The following is a 19129-nucleotide window of genomic DNA, read 5'->3' as shown; positions in this document are numbered from 1 at the left end:
CGGGCGAAGCGGGCGTCGGCAAGACGGCGGTCGTCGAAGGGCTCGCGCTCGCCATCGCCAACCGGGACGTCCCGCCGACGCTCGCCGAAGTGCGCCTGATGACGCTCGATGTCGGCGCGCTCCTTGCCGGCGCAAGCATGAAGGGCGAGTTCGAGGCGCGTCTGAAGAGCGTGCTCGAAGCCGCGCTGAAGTCGCCCGCGCCCATCATTTTGTTCGTCGATGAAATCCATACGCTCGTCGGCGCGGGCGGCCAGGCCGGCACCGGAGACGCAGCCAATCTGCTGAAGCCCGCACTGGCTCGCGGCGCGGTGCGCATGATCGGCGCCACGACATGGGCCGAATACAAGCGGCACATCGAGAAGGACCCGGCACTCACCCGCCGCTTTCAGGTGCTGCAGGTTCCGGAACCCGCCGAAGGCGCGGCCATCGACATGGTGCGTGGGCTCGCAGCGGCGTTCTCGCGCCATCACGGCGTGCTCGTGCGCGACGAAGCGATCCGCGCAGCAGTGCTGTTGTCGCATCGCTACATTCCTTCGCGGCAATTGCCCGACAAGGCGATCAGCCTGCTCGACACCGCCTGCGCGCGCGTCGCGCTGTCGCAGCACACGGCGCCGCGTGAGCTTCAGGAGGTTCGTCAGCGCGTGCAGGCGGCGCGCGTCGAACTGGAACTGCTGGAGCAGGAAGCAAGCATCGGCATCGACGCCGATCGTGCGCTGACAGCGGCGCAAGCCCGCATCGGCGCGCTGAGCGCGGAGGAATCGTTTATCGAGGCGCGGTGGAAGAACCAGCTCGCCGCCGCACAGTCGCTCGCCTGTGCACGCGACGCCGTGCGCGCCCGCGATGGCCAGGCGGCGGGACAGCCCGCGCCTTCGGTCGAAGCGTTGCGCGCGCTGGAGAAGACGCTGCACGACCTGCAAGGCGAGTCGCCGCTCGTGTTTCCCGAGGTGGATGAAGGCATCGTCGCGGAGATCGTGTCCGACTGGACGGGCATTCCTGTCGGCCGCATGGTGAAGGATGAAGTCGCCGCAGTCCGCACGCTTCCGCAGACGCTTGCGGCCCGAGTGATCGGCCAGGGCGATGCGCTGCACGCCATCTGCCAGCGCGTGCAAACGGCGCGGGCTGGCCTCACCAATCCCAAGAAGCCGCTCGGCGTCTTTCTGCTCGCGGGTCCGTCGGGTGTCGGCAAGACCGAAACCGCGCTCGCGCTCGCCGAGGCGCTGTATGGCGGCGAGCAGAACCTGATCACGATCAACATGAGCGAATATCAGGAAGCGCACACGGTGTCCGGTCTGAAAGGCGCGCCGCCGGGATACGTCGGCTATGGCGAGGGCGGCGTACTGACCGAAGCCGTGCGTCGTCGCCCGTATTCAGTGGTGCTGCTCGATGAAATCGAGAAGGCGCACCACGATGTCCACGAGATGTTCTTCCAGGTCTTCGACAAGGGCTACATGGAAGACGGCGACGGCCGCTTCATCGACTTCCGCAATACGACGATCCTTCTCACCAGCAACGCCGGTTCGGAACTGGTGACGAGCCTGTGCGCCGACGCGACGCTCGCGCCGGACCACAGTGGCCTCTGCACCGCGCTCATGCCCGAACTGCTGAAGGTGTTCCCCGCCGCGTTCCTCGGCCGGGTCTCGCTCGTGCCCTACCGTCCGCTCGCTCAGGACTCGCTCGCAAGCATCGTGCGGCTGCATCTCGACCACGTCGTGCGCCGCATGGCCGACGGTCACGAGATTGCACTCGCGTACAGCGATAGCGTCGTCGATTACATCGTCTCGCATTGCCTCGTGCAGGAAACCGGTGCGCGCGTGCTCATCGGCTTCATCGAGCAACACGTGCTGCCGCCGCTTTCCGCGCTCTGGCTCGATGCGTTCTCGTCTGCCCAGGCGATTTCGAGCATTCGCATCGACATCGCGGACAAGACTGCCGCGCCTGCGTCGGCGATCGTGTTCGAAGCCGCCGCGCCCGCTGCCCCGCTCCCTGTCGGCCAAGCTCACTGAGTTTTGCCGATCTTCCCCAACGTTACGGAGTCGTGCATGTCCGCATCAAACTCAAACAGCTCACAGAAGTTCATCGCGCGAAATCGTGCACCCCGTGTGCAGATCGAATACGACGTCGAGATTTACGGCTCGGAAAAGAAGGTCGAACTGCCCTTCGTGATGGGCGTGCTCGCCGATCTGTCGGGCAAGCCGGTCGAGCCGCTTCCGCCGGTCGCGGATCGCCGCTTCCTCGACATCGACATCGACAACTTCGACGAGCGCATGAAGGCAATCAAGCCGCGCGTCGCGTTCTCGGTCGCGAACACGCTGACGGGCGAAGGCCAGTTGCTGGTCGACATGACCTTCGAGAGCATCGAAGACTTCTCGCCGGCCAAGGTCGCGACCAAGGTCGAGCCGCTGCGCCGCCTGCTCGACGCCCGCACCCAGCTTGCCAACCTGCAGACCTACATGGACGGCAAGTCGGGCGCCGAGTCGCTCATCAACAAGCTGCTCGCCGACCCCGGACTGCTGAAGTCGCTGGCTGCGTCGCCGAAGCCGCAGGCGGATGCCGGCGCGAGCAAATCCGAAGCAGAGCAGTCCGCTCAGTAAGACGCGCGACCGAGCGATAGTGAGTAAACAGCCCCTATAAGGTTCACGATGGCAAAACAGATGGCACAAGCCGCCGCAGCGGCGACAGAGACGCAAAGCGACTTCTCGCAACTGCTCACACAGGAATTCCGCCCGAAGACCGACGAGGCACGCGAAGCGGTTGAATATGCGGTTCAGACGCTGGCGGAACAGGCGTTGCAGCAATCGCTGACCATCAGCGACGACGCCTACAAGAGCATCGAAGCGATCATCGCGCAGATCGATCACAAGCTATCCCAGCAGATCAACCTGATCCTGCATCACACCGACTTCCAGAAGCTCGAATCGGCATGGCGCGGCCTGCATCACCTCGTCTCGAACACCGAGACGGACGAGCGCATGAAGATCCGCTTCATGGATGCGTCGAAGGAAGAACTGCGCCGCACGATGAAGCGCTACAAGGGTCTCGCATGGGACCAAAGCCCGCTCTTCAAGCAGATCTACGAAGAAGAGTACGGCCAGCTCGGCGGCGAGCCGTATGGCTGCCTGGTCGCGGACTACTACTTCGACCACACGCCGCCCGATGTCGACCTGCTCGGCTCCATCGCGAAGATCGCCGCTGCCTCGCACACGCCGTTCATCTCGGGCGCTTCGCCTTCGGTGTTGCAGATGGAATCGTGGCAAGAGCTCGCCAATCCGCGCGATCTCACGAAGATCTTCACGCAGAATCTGGAATACGCGCCGTGGAATTCGTTCCGCAATACGGACGACGCCCGCTACGTCGGCCTCGCGATGCCACGCTTCCTCTCGCGCCTGCCGTATGGCGCGCAGACCAATCCTGTCGATGAGTTCGATTTCGAAGAAGAGACGAACGGCCCCGACCATCGCAACTACGCATGGGCGAACGCCGCGTATGCGATGGGCGTGAACATCAACCGCTCGTTCAAGCTGTACGGCTGGTGCTCGCTGATCCGCGGCGTCGAGTCGGGCGGCACGGTCGAGAACCTGCCCTGCCACACGTTCCCGACGGATGACGGCGGCGTGGACATGAAGTGCCCGACGGAGATCGCCATCTCGGATCGCCGTGAAGCGGAGCTGTCGAAGAACGGCTTCATTCCGCTCGTGCATCGCAAGAACACGGACCACGCGACCTTCATCGGCGCGCAGTCGCTGCAAAAGCCGGCCGAGTACTACGATCCGGACGCAACCGCCAACGCGAACCTGTCGGCGCGTCTGCCATATCTGTTCGCGTGCTCGCGCTTCGCGCATTACCTCAAGTGCATCGTGCGCGACAAGATCGGCACGTTCCGCGAGCGCGAAGACATGCAGCGCTGGCTCAACGAATGGATCATGAATTACGTCGATGCCGACCCGGCGAACTCGTCGCAAGAGACCAAGGCGCGCCGCCCGCTGGCTGCCGCTGAAGTCGTCGTCGAGGACGTCGAAGGCAATCCCGGCTACTACCAGGCGAAGTTCTTTCTGCGTCCGCACTTCCAGCTCGAAGGCCTGACCGTGTCGCTGCGTCTCGTCGCCCGCCTGCCGTCCGTCAAGGAAGCAGCATAAGGCGCGGCAACGCAACGGCTGTGTCCGAATAGCTCCGACATCCGCCGGCAGCCGCCGGCGATCGGTACTCGCAGCAGTATCAAAGGAATACGGACCCTCAAGCCCGTAGATAGCAGTAGTACGTTTCAATAACAAGGAGTATCAAGATGGCACAGGACATCTTTATCAAGATCAACGGCATCGATGGCGAATCGCAGGATTCCGCACATAAGAGCGAGATCGAAGTGAAGAGCTGGAATTGGGAAATCTCCCAGCAATCGAACATGCACATGGGTTCGGGCGGCGGCGCCGGCAAGGCGACCGTCGAAGACCTGAGCTTCGTGCATCTGGTCGATCGCGCCAGCCCGAACCTGATGAAGTACTGCCTGACGGGCAAGCACATCGATCAGGCCGTGCTGACGGTTCGCAAGGCCGGCGGCAACCCGCTCGAGTACCTGAAGATCACGATGAACGACGTGATCGTCACGCGCGTTTCGCCGTCGGGCAGCAACGCCGACAACGGCATCACCGAAGGCGTGCGCCTGTCGTTCGCGAAGGTGAAGCAAGAGTACGTCGTGCAGAACGCCCAGGGCGGCAGCGGCGGCGCCGTGACCGCTGGCTACGACATCAAGCTGAACAAGGAAGCGTAAAAGCCTCCTGACGTAGCCTGGGAGGCCCGGCGCACTTTTTCGTGCGCCGGGCCTTTTCGATGCCTGAATCCTTGCCTGTTTCTTCTCCGATGCGCCCGTTCATTTCCGTTCTCGTTGCACTCGTCTGCACACTGGGAATCACTGCGTGCGCGAGCAGCGATCCCAATCCCGCCCACGAACCCGTCAAGATGACGCTGACGCTCAGCGCCGCGTCGGGCGTCAACCCGGACGACCAGAAACGCGCCGCGCCGATCATCGTTCGGGTGTACGAACTGAAGGACGCGAGCGCCTTCAACGAAGCCGATTTCTTCTCTCTGCAGGACAAGGACAAGACCGCGCTCGCCGACGACCTCGTCGTTCGCGACCAGTTCCAGATGCGTCCCGGCGAGAGCAAAACGATCAAGCGCGACGCGCAGCAGGCGACCACGACGCTCGGCGTCATCGCGGCCTATCGCGACCTGCCGAATTCCGTCTGGCGGGCGACCTGGCCGATGCCCGCGGCGCCGTCGGCGGCGTGGTATCGCATGTTCTCGCCCAAACTCAAGCTGACGATCAACCTCGATGCGAACGCCATCAGGATCGTCGACGAACTAGCCGAACCCAAGAAAAAATAGGAAAGGATTCAACCTATGAGCTGGTACAACAAGGTCACCTGGAGCGAAGGCTTGTTCCTTCGCCCGCAGCTGTTCCAACAACAGGAACGCTATCTGGAGCAGTTCGCGCACAAGCGGGCAGCGCCGCTGTCGCCGTTCTTTTTCGGCTTCAACCACTTCGCGATCGATAACGAAGCGCTCGCGCTCGGCAAGGTCATCATCAAGTCGGCAAGCGGCGTGTTCGCCGACGGCACGCCGTTCGACGCGCCGGGCAGCACTCCGCCGCCGCCGCCGCTGACGATCCGCTCCGAGCATCTCGAGCAGGTCATTCATCTGGCGACGCCCATCCGCGTGCCTAACGGCGAAGAAACGACGTTCGACGATTCCGCCGATTCGCTCGCGCGCTATGCCGTGTTCGACAGCGATCTGCGCGATACCAACTCGGTCGGCCAGGGCGCACGCGCGGTGCAGCTTTCGAATCTGCGCCTGCGGCTCGTGCCCGAAAAGGAAATGACGGATGCGTGGATCGGCCTGCCGCTCACCCGAGTCAAATCGATTCGCGCCGACGGCAGCATCGAACTCGACGACACGCTCGTCCCGCCCGTGTCGGGTTATGGCGCGAGCTCGTTGCTCGAAAGCTGGCTCAACAAGATTCACGAGCTCACGCGCCTGCGTGCGAACGCGCTCGCGAGCCGCCTGACGGGCAGCGATGGCAAGGCCGGCTCGGTCGCCGAAGTATCGGACTATCTGCTGCTGCAAACGCTGAACCGTTACGAGCCGCTGCTGCAGCACATCCGCCGCGTGCCGACGACCTCGCCCGCCGATCTCTACGCGCTGCTCATCAGCATGGCGGGCGAGCTGTCGACCTATGTGCGGACCAGCACGCGCCGGCCGCTGGAGAGTCATCCGCCTTATCAGCACATCGAGCCGCACACGTGCCTGAGGCCCGTCGTCGACGACACGCACTGGCTGCTCAACGCGGTGCTGGTGCGCAGCGCGCAGGCGATCGCCTTCGAAGATGCGGGCTACGGCATGCGCAACGCGGTGGTCGACCCGGCGGAGATCCGCAGCTTCAGTTCGATGGTGCTCGCCGTCTCGGCCGCGATGCCGCCCGACACGCTGCTCGCACAGTTCGGCACGCAGGCGAAGGTCGGTCCGTCCGAGCGCCTGCCCGATCTCGTGCGCGCGCATCTTCCGGGCCTCGTGCTGCAGGGCTTGCCGGTGCCGCCGCGTCAGATCCCGTTCAATGCGGGCTATGTCTATTTCGAGTTGTCGCGCACCGGCCCGCTGTGGGACACGATCGCGCAGCACGGCGGCATCGCGCTGCACGTGGCGGGCGATTTCCCGCAACTCAAGCTCGAACTGTGGGGCGTGCGCGGCTAAGCCACCGTCTTTCGCAGTAACCGGGCGCGCGCCGCGAAGGCCGCGCCCGGCCATCATGTCATCAGGGGAACACAGTGAATCCGCAAGCGGGATACTCTAGCCACGGAACAGGGCTGCCGGCACGCGACGCGTATTCGTCCGGCGCGCACGACGCTGGCAACGCCGCTGCACTGCTCGAGCAGACAGTCACCCAGCTCGCCAGCATCCCACCCGGCGAGCCGCCGGCAACGCGGCTGCGCGCAGTCGAAGACGCGCAAAATCCATTGCTCGAAGCCGCCCGCGTGCTGCTGCGCGCGCTCGCGGACATGCCGAATGACCTCGATCTGCAAGGCATCGATCAGTTGCACTTGCTGCTGAAGCAGGAAGTGCGCATTTTTCAGCGCCTGTGCGAGCAGGCCAACATCCGGCGCGACCACATGATCGGCGCGCGCTATTGCCTCTGCACCGCGCTCGACGACGCCGCGATGCAGACGCCTTGGGGCAAGCGCGAGACCGGCGTGCGCTGGATCGCGACGGGCCTCGCCACCGAGTTCCACGAGGATCGTCACGGCGGCGACAAGATCTATCTGCTGATTGGCCGGCTCATGACCGAGCCGCAGGAACACATCGATCTTCTCGAAGTGATGTATCGCGTGTTGAGCCTTGGCTTCATGGGCCGCTATCGGCACGAAGCCGACGGCGCGCGCAAGCACGACGCCGTGCGCAAGCGTCTCTTCAACGAAATCCAGGCGCAACGCGGCGCCGTGCCGATGGCGCTTTCCGCCCATGTGGCCTCCGATGCCAAGGGCCGCCGCATGTCGGTCTATGACTTCCCGGTGTGGATCAGCTTCGCGGTGCTCGGCGTGATCCTGCTCGGCCTGTTCGGCTGGTTCAAGTATCACCTGCTCGACCAGAGCGCCTCGCTCGAAAAGCAGATCGTCGACATCGGCCGCATGACGCCGCCGGCGGCACCGCGTTTGCCGCATCTGAAGGAACTGCTCGCTAACGAGATTGCGGCGGGCACAGTGAGCGTCGACGAGGACGCGCGCCATAGTTCGGTCACGTTCAAGGGCGATGCGATGTTCGCACCGGGCGGCGTGGCCGTCAAAGCAACGACGTCGCCGCTGCTCACGAAGATCGCCAACGAGCTGATGAAGGTGCCGGGCAAGGTCGTCGTCGCGGGTTACACGGACAACATCCCGATCAAGAGCAGGCAGTTCGCCTCCAACGACGCGCTTTCGCTCGAACGCGCCACGCAGGTCATGCAGACGCTGCAGAGCGCGGGCGTGCCGGCTTCGCGTCTGGAGGCAATCGGTAAGGGCGACGCCGACCCGATAGGCGATAACACCACCCCGCAGGGCCGCGCGCTGAATCGCCGCGTCGCGATCACGGTCACGCCCTAGCCGTCTCATGCCATTCGGAAAGAACAATGAAAATGCTGTCGTTTCTGAGGTCCCGCTGGTTCCTCGGGTTTGTTGCGCTCGTCGTCGTCGGGTTGGCGATCTGGTTCCTCGGACCGTATCTCGCGTTCGGCGGGCTCAAGCCGCTCGCCGGCATCGGCACGCGCGTCTTCATCATCACGTTGCTGGTCGTCGGCGTGTTGCTGTGGCTGAAGGAATTGCCGACGAGCCCACCGTTCGTCGCCCTGCTCTGCCTGCTCATCTGGTACGCCGCGCCCCTGCTCACGTTCGGCGAGGCACAGCCGTTCGCGGCCGAATCGCCGCGGATCATTGCGATCACCATCGTGCTCGTGTGCTATGCGGCTTACTGGCTCGTGTGGGTCTACTTCAGGATGCGCGACGACGAGCGGTTCCTCAAAAGGGCGCTCTCGTGGGGCAAGAAGAAGGACAACCCGCCCGCAGAGGAACGGCTGAAGGTCGTCGAGTCGCGCCTTAACAACGCACTATCCCGCCTGAAGTCGATGCGCACCGGCGCAAGCGGATTCGCCCGCCTGTTTCAGGGCACGCGCTATCTCTATGAGCTGCCCTGGTTCATCGCGATCGGCTCGAGAGGGTCGGGCAAGACGAGTGCGCTGCTGAACGCCGGGCTGGAGTTTCCGGTCGGCAGCCCAGCGCAGCGCTTCACCGGCGGCTCGGTCGCCACGGACTATGTCGACTGGTGGCTGACCAACGACGCCGTGCTGATCGATACGGCCGGGCATTACACGCGGCACGGCACATCGTCGACCGCCGTGCCGAAAGCGAAGGCCGCCGCGCCGGAAAAAGCGAAAACGGACGCGTCCACGACCACGACCACGACCGCGACCGACGCAACGCTCAAGCCCGGCAACGAGCAGGAAGATCCGAACTGGCGTCTCATCGTCGATGAAGACGAATGGCGCGGCTTTCTCGGTCTGCTTCGCCGCCATCGTCCGCGTGCGCCGCTCAATGGCGCGCTGGTGACGGTCAGTCTCGATGTCATCGCGTCCGCGGATGCGGCTGTGCGCGCGTCGGAAGCGGCCGCCTTGCGCGCGCGGCTGGAGGACTTGCGCACGGTTTTGGGTATCCGCTTCCCGGTCTATCTGGTCGTGACGCAGACCGATCACCTCCCCGGCTTCGCTGACTACTTTAGTTCGCTGACAGAGGAGCATCGCGCGCAGATGTGGGGCTTCACGCTGCCGCTGACGGAAGGCGCATCGAGCATCGATCTCGCGTTGCGCTGCAATGGCGAACTGAAGCAGCTTGCGTCGCGGCTCGCCAACGGCGTGAACACGCGTCTGGAAGACGAATACGACATGGACCGCAGGCGCCGGCTATCCGTGTTGCCGGAGGCGTTCAGTGCGCTGAGCGTGCCGCTCGTCGAATTCCTGTCGCAGATGTTCGTCGATTCGCGTTACGACGACACCCAGCTTCAGGCAACGCTGCGCGGCGTGTACTTCACGAGCGCCGCGCAGACGGGGCAGCGCGTCGTGGCCGAGCCGCTGACCGTCGTGCAGCGCCTGGGGACCGGGCTCGGCCATCCGGTCGCCACCGGCGAAGCCGCCGGGCAAAGCGCACACGGGTACTTCCTGCAGGACCTGTTCGGCAAGGTGGTCGTGCCGGAGGCCAATCTGGTCCGGCCGAATCTGCGCTGGGAATATCGCTTCCGGATGCTGCGGCTGCTCGGCCACGCGCTTGCCATCATGCTGTTCGTGTGGCTGGCATTCGGCGTCCACATCAGCTTCGAGAACAACAGCAATTACCTCGCGGCCATCGCCCGCAAGACGCAGTCGCTCGCGGCCCGCGTGACGGCGCTGTACAAGGACCCGAAGCCGGAGGCCGTGCCCGATACGCTGAGCGAAGCACTGTATCTGCCGACTTGGACGGGTCTCAACCTCGCGGAGCCGGACACCGGTTTCCGGTATGGCCTGTACACGGCTCCCGGGATCGTCGATGCGGGCCGCTTCACGTATCAGTCGCTCGAAGACAATCTGCTGCTGCCGCAGGTCGTTCATCGCCTCGAAGACGTCATCTTGAAGTCGATCGACGGCCAAGACTCGAAGTCGACCTACGACGCATTGCGCGTGTATCTGATGCTTTACGATCGCGCGAAATTCAACGCGGGCGACGTGAAGTCGTGGGTGCTCGATGACTGGGCCAAAACGGATAGCGCCGCGATCTTCGGCGGCCGTGCATCGATGATCGGTCACGTCGAGCAGCTCTTTTCGGGCGAGCGCGTGGTGCAGTCGCCGCTGATTCGCAACGACGCGTTGATCCAGCGTGCGCGCGCTTTTCTCGATTCGAGCAACGCCACGCAACGCCTGTACGACCGCGCCAAGGCCGACATGCAGAAGGAGGCGCCTGATGAGTTCACGCTGCTTCGCGCGGTCGGTCCGCAAGCCGGCACGGTGTTCACGCGTGCAAGCGGCGCGCCGCTTTCGCGCGGCGTGGCGGGCCTCTTCACGTTCGATGGCTATCGGAACCTGTTCGACAAGCGGCTGCGCGAGTTCGTCGACGCCGCCCGCGACGACGACGCCTGGGTGATGGGCCGCTCCTACCTCGGCGACGCTCAAAAAAAAACGGCTGAGATTGCGAGTGCGATCACCGGAGCCGACGATCCGCTCACCGAAGCGATCCGTCGGCTTTATCTGACTGAGTACGCGGCGCAATGGGATGCGTTTCTCGGCGACATCCGCACGGTGAGCGGCACGAGCCTCGCGTTCGATCTTCAGGTGCTGCGCCGGTTCGCGGCGCCTGACTCGCCCCTCTCGCGTCTCGCCAACGCCGCCGTCCACGAGACGACGCTGACGCAGAACATCACCGTCGACAGCCCTTCTCTCATGCAGAAGGCAGGCGACACGGTGGCCGACAAAGCCGAGAAGACGCTCGGCATTCGCGCGGAAGAGCGTGTGGAGCGCGAACTCGTCGATAGCCATTTTGCCGCCCTGCGCGAAATGGTGACGGGAACCGCTGACACCCAGTCGAGCGCGAAGACCGCGCCCAGCGGCAAGGCCGGCGCGACCGGCCTCGATGGCGTCGCGAGCCTGCTCAACGATTACTACACCGCGCTCACGGTTGCGGACAACGCTGTCGCGAACAACAGCCTGCCGCCGACCAGCGACGCGGCATCCAAGCTCAAGATGGCTGCCAACACGATGCCCGCGCCCTTTCGCGAAGTCCTCCTCGGGCTTTCGGCGCAGGGCTCGCGCGAGGTCAATCAGGGCATCGGCCAGTTGCTGTCGCGGCAGATGCAGGCTGTCGTCACCGATGCGTGCCGCCTGACCGTCGAAGGAAACTATCCGTTCGCGCCTGACAGCAAGCGCGATGTGAGCGTCGAAGACTTCACACGCGTCTTCGCCCAGGGCGGGGTGCTCGACGACTTCTTCATGAAGAACGTGCTGCCTTTCGTCGATACGTCCGCGCGGCCGTGGCGATACAAAACGCTCGCCGGTTCGACGGAGCCCGTGCGTGGTCCCGATCTCGAGCCGTTCCAGCATGCGCGCGAAATCCGCGATGTATTCTTCAGCGACCAGGGCCAGAAGCAGCTTGCCTGGAAGGCCGATCTGCGCGTAGCCGAGCTCGATCCGACGATCCTTGGCCTGTCCATCGACATCGACGGGCAGAACAGCCTGTATCAGCACGGTCCGGTGGCGCCGATGCGCATCAGTTGGCCGGGGCCGCGCGGCGGCGTGCGCGCAGAACTGACAGCGAGTCCGCGAATTCGCGCCGAAACGTCGACGATCGCGACCGATGGGCCGTGGGCGCTGATGCGCCTCTTGCGGCACGGGGACATCGTGCAGACGGCGACGCCGGGCCGCACGCGAGTCGTATTCAGCTTCGAAGGGCGCAAGGCGGTGCTGGATATCGCAAGCGCGGGCAGCGTCGCGAATCCATTGACGAGCGACCTGCTCACCACCTTCCGTTGCCCGAGTTCGATGCCGATTTTCAATCTGCCGGACAGCGGCCCGCCACCGGGACTTCCGGCCTTGCCGTCGCCGACACCCGCGCCTGTGGCAAAGGTCGCGGCGGCGGAACCGCCGGCGGCTGCGTCGGATGGTCATTGACGTGTCGATTCAACGGCGGACGTACCGCTCGCTGATACGGCGGGCGGTCGACACATACCGCAAGCTCGACGGCTGCTTCGGTGCAGGTCGAGCGGGCCGGCCTCTCTTCTTCACCGCTCCCGGGTTTCTGCTGTCACGCGTTGAGAACGCTCTGCAACGGGCTTCTGCGAGCGATAGCCCGGTCGTACGCGGCCTGCCTTCCTTCACTGACCCGTACTTGAGCTTGTGCGGGCGAACGGAGGGCACTCTCCCAGCGCTATCGCGCGTGCGCGCTAATCTAATTGACGTGCGACCGAGCAGATGCGTCCATCGCTCGACGGCGCGCCACGCACTGTCTGCAATCGAAGGCGACGCTTCTTGAGCTGGCGTGCCGACTATCGTCCTGCGGGCGCTTTCCCCACACAGATGCGGGAACAAGGCAGCCCTTATCGCTGCGGTAGTCGCGGGTGATATGGCGCTGCTGCACAACGTCTTGAGACGCACGCGCTGGAAAGAAGCTTCCGTGCATCGTGATTCGCGGAAGGCTACGGACATGCAGCCCATGCCTTCCCGCTCGTCACCATCCCCCGGCAAGCCCCCGAAACGGTCTGCGCTCAGCGCCGACGCTTCTCGAGCAGTCGTGCAGTCCTTCATCCCGCGTGCGCTTTGCGCACACACAGATGCGGCATCGATGCAGTCGCTTATCGCTGCGGTGGTCGTCTTAAGTGATCTGGGGCAACGGCGCCACGTACAACAACGCACGCGCTCGAAAGGCTTTTCAAGGCATCGTCATTGGCGGAAGGCTAAAGGCATGCAACCCATCCCTTGCCCCGCGTTACCATACCCTGGCAAGCCCCCGGTCGCCCCCGCCGACCGCCGATAAGCGACCAGCAAGCCTCAAAGGACCACCACGCGTGAAACAACGTGACGACTGCAGGGAAGCTCTCGCCGACGACGCTTCCGCGCAAGTGAGCCGCGCCGCCCCTGTCGATACCTCATTCAACGCCGAAGCAACCATCGCCCGCCACGCGCCCGCCGTCGCCATAGCGCTCTCGCTTGGCAGCGCCATCGCGCTCGGCTTCGCGCGCTTCTCGTACGCCCTTCTCTTGCCGTCGATGAAGCTGGACCTCGCCTGGAACTTCGCGCAAGCCGGCGCGATGAACACGGCAAACGCGTTCGGATACCTCGTCGGCGCCATCGCGTTCGCCCGCCTCTCCCGGCGATGGGCGTCGCAGACGTCGTTCGTCACCGGCTGCTTCGCAACGGCCCTGCTGATGGCCGTCAGCGGCGCCTTCACCGATACGAATGCCCTTCTCATACTCCGCGTCGTCACCGGCGCAGCCAGCGCGCTCGTCTTCGTCAGCGGAGGCGTGCTCGCTGCGCGTCTTGCGTCGCTCTCGCCGCGTCGCGCGGGGCTCATCATCGGCCTGTACTACGGCGGCACGGGCTGGGGCATCGTGATGTCATCGATACTCGTGCCGATCACGATTGCGCCCGTCCCGCACGGCTGGCGGTATGCATGGTTCGCCCTCGCGGCGGCTTGCGCGGCCAGTTCGCTCATCGCCGTCGCGGCTGCGCGACGGATCGAACGCGAGCAGCCGAGCGTCGCACCGGAACGCGCGACGGACGCGATGCGGGACGACGCGATTCATCGACGGCGCTTTGCCCTCGCGCTCGCGGGATACGCGTGCTTCGGGATCGGTTACATCGGCTATATGACGTTCATCGTGGCGCTGCTGAGAAACGCGGGCATGTCGGACGCCGTCGTCACGGGCTTCTACATGCTGCTCGGCGTGGCGACGATCGTGTCCGCGCGCATCTGGTCGGGACTGCTCGACCGGATGCGCGGCGGTCAGGCGCTCGCTCTGCTCAACGCGCTGCTCGCCGTGGCCACAGTCATTCCCGCCATGATTGCGCATCCGCTCGCGGCATTCGCATCCGGCGCGCTGTTCGGCGCGACGTTCCTTTCGGCAGTCGCGTCGACGACCGCATTCGTGCGGCATAACCTGCCGGCTAGCCAGTGGGGCAGCGGGATCAATGCGTTCACGATCGTGTTCGCGGCGGGGCAGATCGTCGGTCCAACGGTCATCGGACGCATATCCGATAGCGCAGGACTCACGCGCGGTCTCGTCTATTCCGCGCTGGTGCTCGCCGCGGGAGCGGCGCTTGCGGCATGCCAGAAGCCGTTGAAAGATGTATCGCGTGCAACAGAATGAGACGTACGCCGCATTATTTCGGCATCCGAATCATACTCACGATCTCGCCTTCTTCATCTTGACGAATACGTGGGAACAGAAGGCATCGGCGACAACGCGGTTGACCGTCAGAATATTTTCTGCACTCAACGACTCGCGCGATAACCCCTGCTTTTCGATGAGGCGCTGCGGAATCAGCTGACTCACGAACGAGTGGCAAAGGTCCTTGCGCGTCTGGGCGTCGGCGGATTCAAAAAACTCGCGGCCCGCGCGAATTTCCTCGCTCATCTTGGCCCGGGCGGAGTCGTTCTGCGCCTGAATGGTCGCTTCCAGCTGCGCCTGGGCAGACTCGCGCTCGCGACGATGCTTCTTGTCGTCCTCGATTTGCTTTGCCTTGATCTCGGCCATTCTCCGGTCCGCTTCGCCGATACGGTAGTTGCCTTCCAGCGCCTTGAACAGATAGCCGCGAGGACTGACGGTCACCTTGCCTTCGTTGAGTTTGAACCGCGTGTATTCGATGGCCTGCTCAAGGCGTTCGTCCGTCCAGACGTCGCGATGTTTGGCAAGGCGCTCGAAGTCGGGGGTATCGAATGCGAATTCGTTGTGCAGGAGGAGGTACATCGAATCCTGGATGCCGGCACGCGCCGCGTCCGCGCCCTGCTTCTTGGTGAAGCGGAAGCGAATCTTGAGCTTGTCGCGCGTGACGCGATCGGCATTCGGCTCCCAGCTCACATCGAAATCGGACACTTCGTTCAGCTGGTCGATGGCCGGTTCCAGAAAGCGCTTCTTGAACTCCTTCACTTCCTTTCGCGATTCGCCCACCTTGCCCGGCCATTCGAGAACTTCGTCGAACGGGAACCACTCGGTAACGCCATGACCCTGGCACGGGATGAGGCGGTCGTAGATGGCGCGTGCGAGCGACAGCGAAAAGGCCGTCGACGCGCGCAAGCTGAGCCAGTGCGCCTTGTACGGGCTGATCAGATACTTGATGACTCGGCCGGAAAGCAGCACACAGACGACGTTGCGCTCGATATAGCAGTCGCCAAGCAAGCTGATGGTGCCCCACGAATCTTTCTCGGTGAGCTCCTCGATCGACGGCGCGGTCATGATTTCGACGCGCGCCCGCGCTGCTGCCCGCATTTGCGCAATCAAGTGGCTATGGTTGCGGCTGTCGTACCGCATGAGCCACTTGAAGTAGTTCACATCGGCGGTGAAGGTGTAGACCTTGTCGTCGATGAGCGCGTCTGGTGCTTTCGTCGCCACGATGAAGTAGGCCGCATCCAGGACGCGCCGCGCGGCGATGCCCAACCCTCCGACGCGCGTGAAGATATTGTTTCTGAGGAACCCGATATCCCGTGTCGCCTCTGAGATGGCCGTGCCTTGACCGGACATGTCTTCGTAGATGTCCAGCGCAAGTTGCTGAGGCGTAACGGTGAAATCCTGATCTTCCATTCTTCGATTCGGCAGCGGTCCCCGGCACTCTAACAGGCAAGAAAAGTGTGTCAACACAAAAACCGCCCCTGAATCGCGCTCGAATTCGCGCACAAAAACCGTCCCGCCAAAAAGACCTCGGCCCAATTACCACCCCTTTGCGCACAAAAATCGACCCGTGCGACCCAACTTCCACTCCAGCCCGCACAAAAACCGCCCTCGCGTTCACAAAAAGCACCCCTGTCCACAGGTCTTTTTGTTGATTCGAAAGGAAAAGTGCGGCGTTGTTGGTTGGTGGGTTGGTGGAAGTTTACAAAAAACAAAACCGACAGAACCACGGGTCTACGTGACATGCGCTCGAAACGGCTATGCAAGTCCTTGATGTTAAAGGGAAAGATCTCGGGACGAGACTTGCGCACAAAAACCGCCCCGGAGTGGTTTTTGTGCTGGACGGACTTTCCTTTTCGTGGGACGTAGAGCGGCCGTGTATCGACGGCGGTTTTGTGGCAACCCGAGACATTTTCCAAGGTTGATTTGCGCTTTCTGCGGCTAAAAGCGGCATTTTTCGACGCTATGTAACCCCGTTTACACGTATTCGTGTATTCTGCGCTTCAGCGTCAATACATGGAGAAAGCGCAGAATGGCCAACGTAGGCAGCCTACCTATGGAAGACCGCAAGGTCTCTCTTCGCGAGGTCGCGGAATTCGCGGATAACCTCGAACCCTTTTCCGACAATCTTCGGGAGCAAATCCTCGCGCCTCGGCCACGCAAGACTGCGCCCTTCTATACGATCAGCGAACTGGCCGAGATGTGCAATCTCACTCGGCAGCAAATTCAATATCTGGTGACAAAGGGGGAAGGAGGGTTGCCCCCGGGAACATTGAACGGCAATGGTCGCAGTCGAACGTTCACGCTGCCCGAGGTTCGCATGTGGGTAAAAATGGCCTCGGACATCTATCAGACTCGCCTCGACGATGGCCACGGCGATTTCAAAGGCAAGGTATTGACCACGGCGCAACTGAAAGGCGGGTCGGCGAAGACTACAACGACGGTCTGCCTCGCACAAGCGCTCACGTTGCTCGGCCGTAAGGTGCTGCTGATCGATCTAGACCCGCAAGCGTCTGCGTCCGAGTTGTGCGGACTCTATGCGGAGAAAGAGATCTCCGGGGACGATACCGTGCTCCCCTATATATATGATCAGAATATCGAGGGTGGTCTCGGCGCCAGCGTCCAGTCGACGTACTGGGACGGTCTCGACATCATCCCCGGTCATACGTTTCTCTATGGCGCCGAGTTCCTTCTGCCGGCGCGCCAAAAAACAATTCAGGGCTATCGGTTTTGGGCGGTCTTGCGTCAGGGACTTGAGCCGTTGCGTGCTCAGTACGATTACATCTTGATCGATACGTCGCCGTCGCTGTCGTATATGAACTTGAATGCGCTGCTTGCCGCGGACGCGCTGGTCATGCCGATGATTCCCGAGAATCTCGACTTCATCAGTTCACTGGCGTTCTGGCGTCTGTTCAGCGATGTCGCGGAAGATTTTCTGCCGTACGAAGAAGACAAGGTTTACGACTTCATCTCGATTCTGTTGTCGAAGGTCGACTACGGTAAGACATCCTCGGCGCCGGTTGTTCGTCAATGGGCTCAAAGTGCGTACGGGCGATGGCTCGACCCCTTTGAAATTCCCGCGAGTTCGGTGATGAGCGGCGGCGCCCTTTCGTTCTCGACGGCGCTCGATGTCGTCAGCACACATTCCACCGCGAAGTCCCTGCAGCGAGTCCGACAGCCGATGATGCAGTACGCCAAGTGGCTCGACGATATGTTCGTCAAATCCTGGAAGGAGGCGGCATGAGCAACAACATCCGAGAACAACTCATGGCCAAGACGGCCAACCTTCCCAAGCCTGCAGACTTCAAGGGCGAGAACAAGAAGGATCGCACGAACCGTGGTCCGCAGACGATGCCGGGTATTACCAGCGCTTTGGCCGCGGCGCAGTTGCGGATTCAAGAGCTGGAATCGAAAGGCGTCGAGACGGATATTCCGCTTGACGTTATCGCGCCGAATCCGTGGCAGCCGCGACGTCAGTTCAACGAGGCCAAGTTGTCGGAACTGGCCCGTTCGATCGACGAGGTCGGATTGCTTCAGGCAGTGACCGTTCGTCGTATCGGAGAGGCGTTTCAGTTGGTTGCCGGCGAGCGCCGGTTTCGCGCACACAAGCTTATCAATCGGGAGACGATCCGGGCGGTCGTTATCGAGTGCTCAGATCAGGATATGGCGGCGCTCGCTCTGATGGAGAATGTCACCCGAGACGATCTGTCAGATTATGAGATCGCGATTGCCATTCGTCGGGCGGAGGCAGAATTTCCCAATCGAACGCGTCTTGCGGAAGCCATGGGGATCTCGCGTAGCGACCTCTATCGCTTCCTGGCCTTTGATGCACTGCCGGATTTTGTGAAGCGAGATCTGGATCTGACGCCATCGGTGCTTGGAGCGTCGTCGGCACAGGATGTTGCGAACGCGCTCAAGAAGGCTGGTGAAGCGGGACTCCGAGCGCTTCACGAACTGTGGCCGCAAGTGCTGTCTGGAGACTTGGTGCAGACGAAGCTGGCAGCGAGCTTGGTTGCACAGGTTACTAGAGGCGAGTCGGCGACTGACGCCGGCGGTCGAAGCATTTTGAAGATTTTCGCCGGCAAGGTCCAGGCTGGCAGTATCACCAAGGATGTCAAGGGACTCACTTTTAAGTTCAAGGCGGGGGTCGTCACGGAGGAGCAGGAGAATCAACTGCGAGAGCACATTGGGAAGATGTTCTCGATTCGGTCAGAGTGAAATTAGACCCGCGTAAGCGGGTTTTTTTGGTTCAGAGTTCGGCGGGCGCGTTCGGGAACCGGGCCGGGTGGTAAACCGGTGGCCACGCCAGGTGTCCGAATTCGGACAGGAGACCTAGGATAACGCGTGTCGGCAAGGTTTCTCGCGCGGAGACGCTGGCGCGTACCGACGATTCACACGCAGTCAGACCACCGACGACGTGAACCGCTCGACCGTTGCGTCTTTGGTTGCAAGAGCCGCGCTTGACCCGTAACGTGGCCTCGCCGGTAGGGCAGACACCGAAAATTAGGCTGGGTAGTGGAGCGCCTTCGTTCACACGCTCGACGACTGGAAGTTGCTGATGCGAAGGGTGATCAATGCGCAGTGACCCCGTCTCACCCAATGCAGAGGCTCGTTGTCCGAATTCGGACACTTCAGCGCCGCCACCCGTAGCAGCGTGCCGACGTGGGATCCAAGCGACCGCACCTTGGACTGTTAATCGTGATGGCTCGACGTATGG

At 62.8% G+C, this 19129-nt stretch carries 12 protein-coding genes; 11 read left to right on the top strand and 1 reads right to left on the bottom strand.

Annotated features, from left to right (window positions below; all coding sequences use genetic code 11):
* The 9 genes from tssH to BG57_RS15235 all read left to right on the top strand — a co-directional run.
* Nucleotides 1–2003, top strand: a 2003-nt coding sequence (gene tssH / locus BG57_RS15275) for a type VI secretion system ATPase TssH (protein ID WP_035965668.1), incomplete at its 5' end; no start/stop codon positions are given.
* A gap of 36 nt (nucleotides 2004–2039) precedes the next feature.
* Nucleotides 2040–2591: a type VI secretion system contractile sheath small subunit gene (gene tssB / locus BG57_RS15270; protein WP_035965659.1), complete on the top strand. Its 552-nt coding sequence runs from the start codon at nucleotides 2040–2042 to the stop codon at nucleotides 2589–2591.
* 48 nt (nucleotides 2592–2639) lie between these two features.
* Nucleotides 2640–4133 (top strand): type VI secretion system contractile sheath large subunit, encoded by a 1494-nt coding sequence (tssC, locus tag BG57_RS15265; RefSeq protein ID WP_035965650.1) that lies wholly within the window; start codon nucleotides 2640–2642, stop codon nucleotides 4131–4133.
* A gap of 146 nt (nucleotides 4134–4279) precedes the next feature.
* Nucleotides 4280–4762 carry an Hcp family type VI secretion system effector gene (locus BG57_RS15260; RefSeq protein WP_035965639.1) on the top strand — a complete coding sequence of 161 codons (483 nt, stop codon included), beginning with the start codon at nucleotides 4280–4282 and terminating at the stop codon, nucleotides 4760–4762.
* Between the two features lie 89 nt (nucleotides 4763–4851).
* Entirely contained in the window at nucleotides 4852–5376 is a 525-nt protein-coding gene (gene tssJ, locus BG57_RS15255; RefSeq protein ID WP_035965629.1) for a type VI secretion system lipoprotein TssJ, read from the top strand.
* Nucleotides 5377–5391: 15 nt separating this feature from the next.
* Nucleotides 5392–6738 carry a type VI secretion system baseplate subunit TssK gene (tssK, locus tag BG57_RS15250; protein WP_035965618.1) on the top strand — a complete coding sequence of 449 codons (1347 nt, stop codon included), beginning with the start codon at nucleotides 5392–5394 and terminating at the stop codon, nucleotides 6736–6738.
* Between the two features lie 74 nt (nucleotides 6739–6812).
* Complete coding sequence (gene tssL, locus BG57_RS15245; protein ID WP_268238047.1) at nucleotides 6813–8120, top strand: type VI secretion system protein TssL, long form; 1308 nt, start codon at nucleotides 6813–6815, stop codon at nucleotides 8118–8120.
* Nucleotides 8121–8146: 26 nt separating this feature from the next.
* Nucleotides 8147–12199 (top strand): type VI secretion system membrane subunit TssM, encoded by a 4053-nt coding sequence (tssM, locus tag BG57_RS15240; protein ID WP_052005826.1) that lies wholly within the window; start codon nucleotides 8147–8149, stop codon nucleotides 12197–12199.
* A gap of 893 nt (nucleotides 12200–13092) precedes the next feature.
* Nucleotides 13093–14394, top strand: a complete 1302-nt coding sequence (locus tag BG57_RS15235; RefSeq protein WP_371875865.1) for a YbfB/YjiJ family MFS transporter — start codon at nucleotides 13093–13095, stop codon at nucleotides 14392–14394.
* Between the two features lie 36 nt (nucleotides 14395–14430).
* On the opposite strand, the gene BG57_RS15230 is transcribed toward BG57_RS15235, so the two are convergent.
* On the bottom strand, nucleotides 14431–15825 hold the full coding sequence (locus tag BG57_RS15230) for a replication initiation protein (protein WP_035965612.1): 1395 nt from the start codon (nucleotides 15823–15825) through the stop codon (nucleotides 14431–14433).
* A gap of 619 nt (nucleotides 15826–16444) precedes the next feature.
* Between BG57_RS15230 and BG57_RS15225 the strand changes: the two genes are divergently transcribed.
* Nucleotides 16445–17656 carry an AAA family ATPase gene (locus BG57_RS15225; RefSeq protein WP_035965603.1) on the top strand — a complete coding sequence of 404 codons (1212 nt, stop codon included), beginning with the start codon at nucleotides 16445–16447 and terminating at the stop codon, nucleotides 17654–17656.
* Entirely contained in the window at nucleotides 17653–18630 is a 978-nt protein-coding gene (locus BG57_RS15220; RefSeq protein ID WP_035965583.1) for a ParB/RepB/Spo0J family partition protein, read from the top strand. The genes BG57_RS15225 and BG57_RS15220 overlap by 4 nt, the downstream gene beginning before the upstream one ends.
* The last annotated feature ends 499 nt before the right edge of the window (nucleotides 18631–19129 follow it).

Source organism: Caballeronia grimmiae (assembly GCF_000698555.1).
Taxonomy (GTDB): domain Bacteria; phylum Pseudomonadota; class Gammaproteobacteria; order Burkholderiales; family Burkholderiaceae; genus Caballeronia; species Caballeronia grimmiae.
Note: the sequence above shows the minus strand (reverse complement) of the source record. Positions and strands in the feature narration are given on the sequence as shown.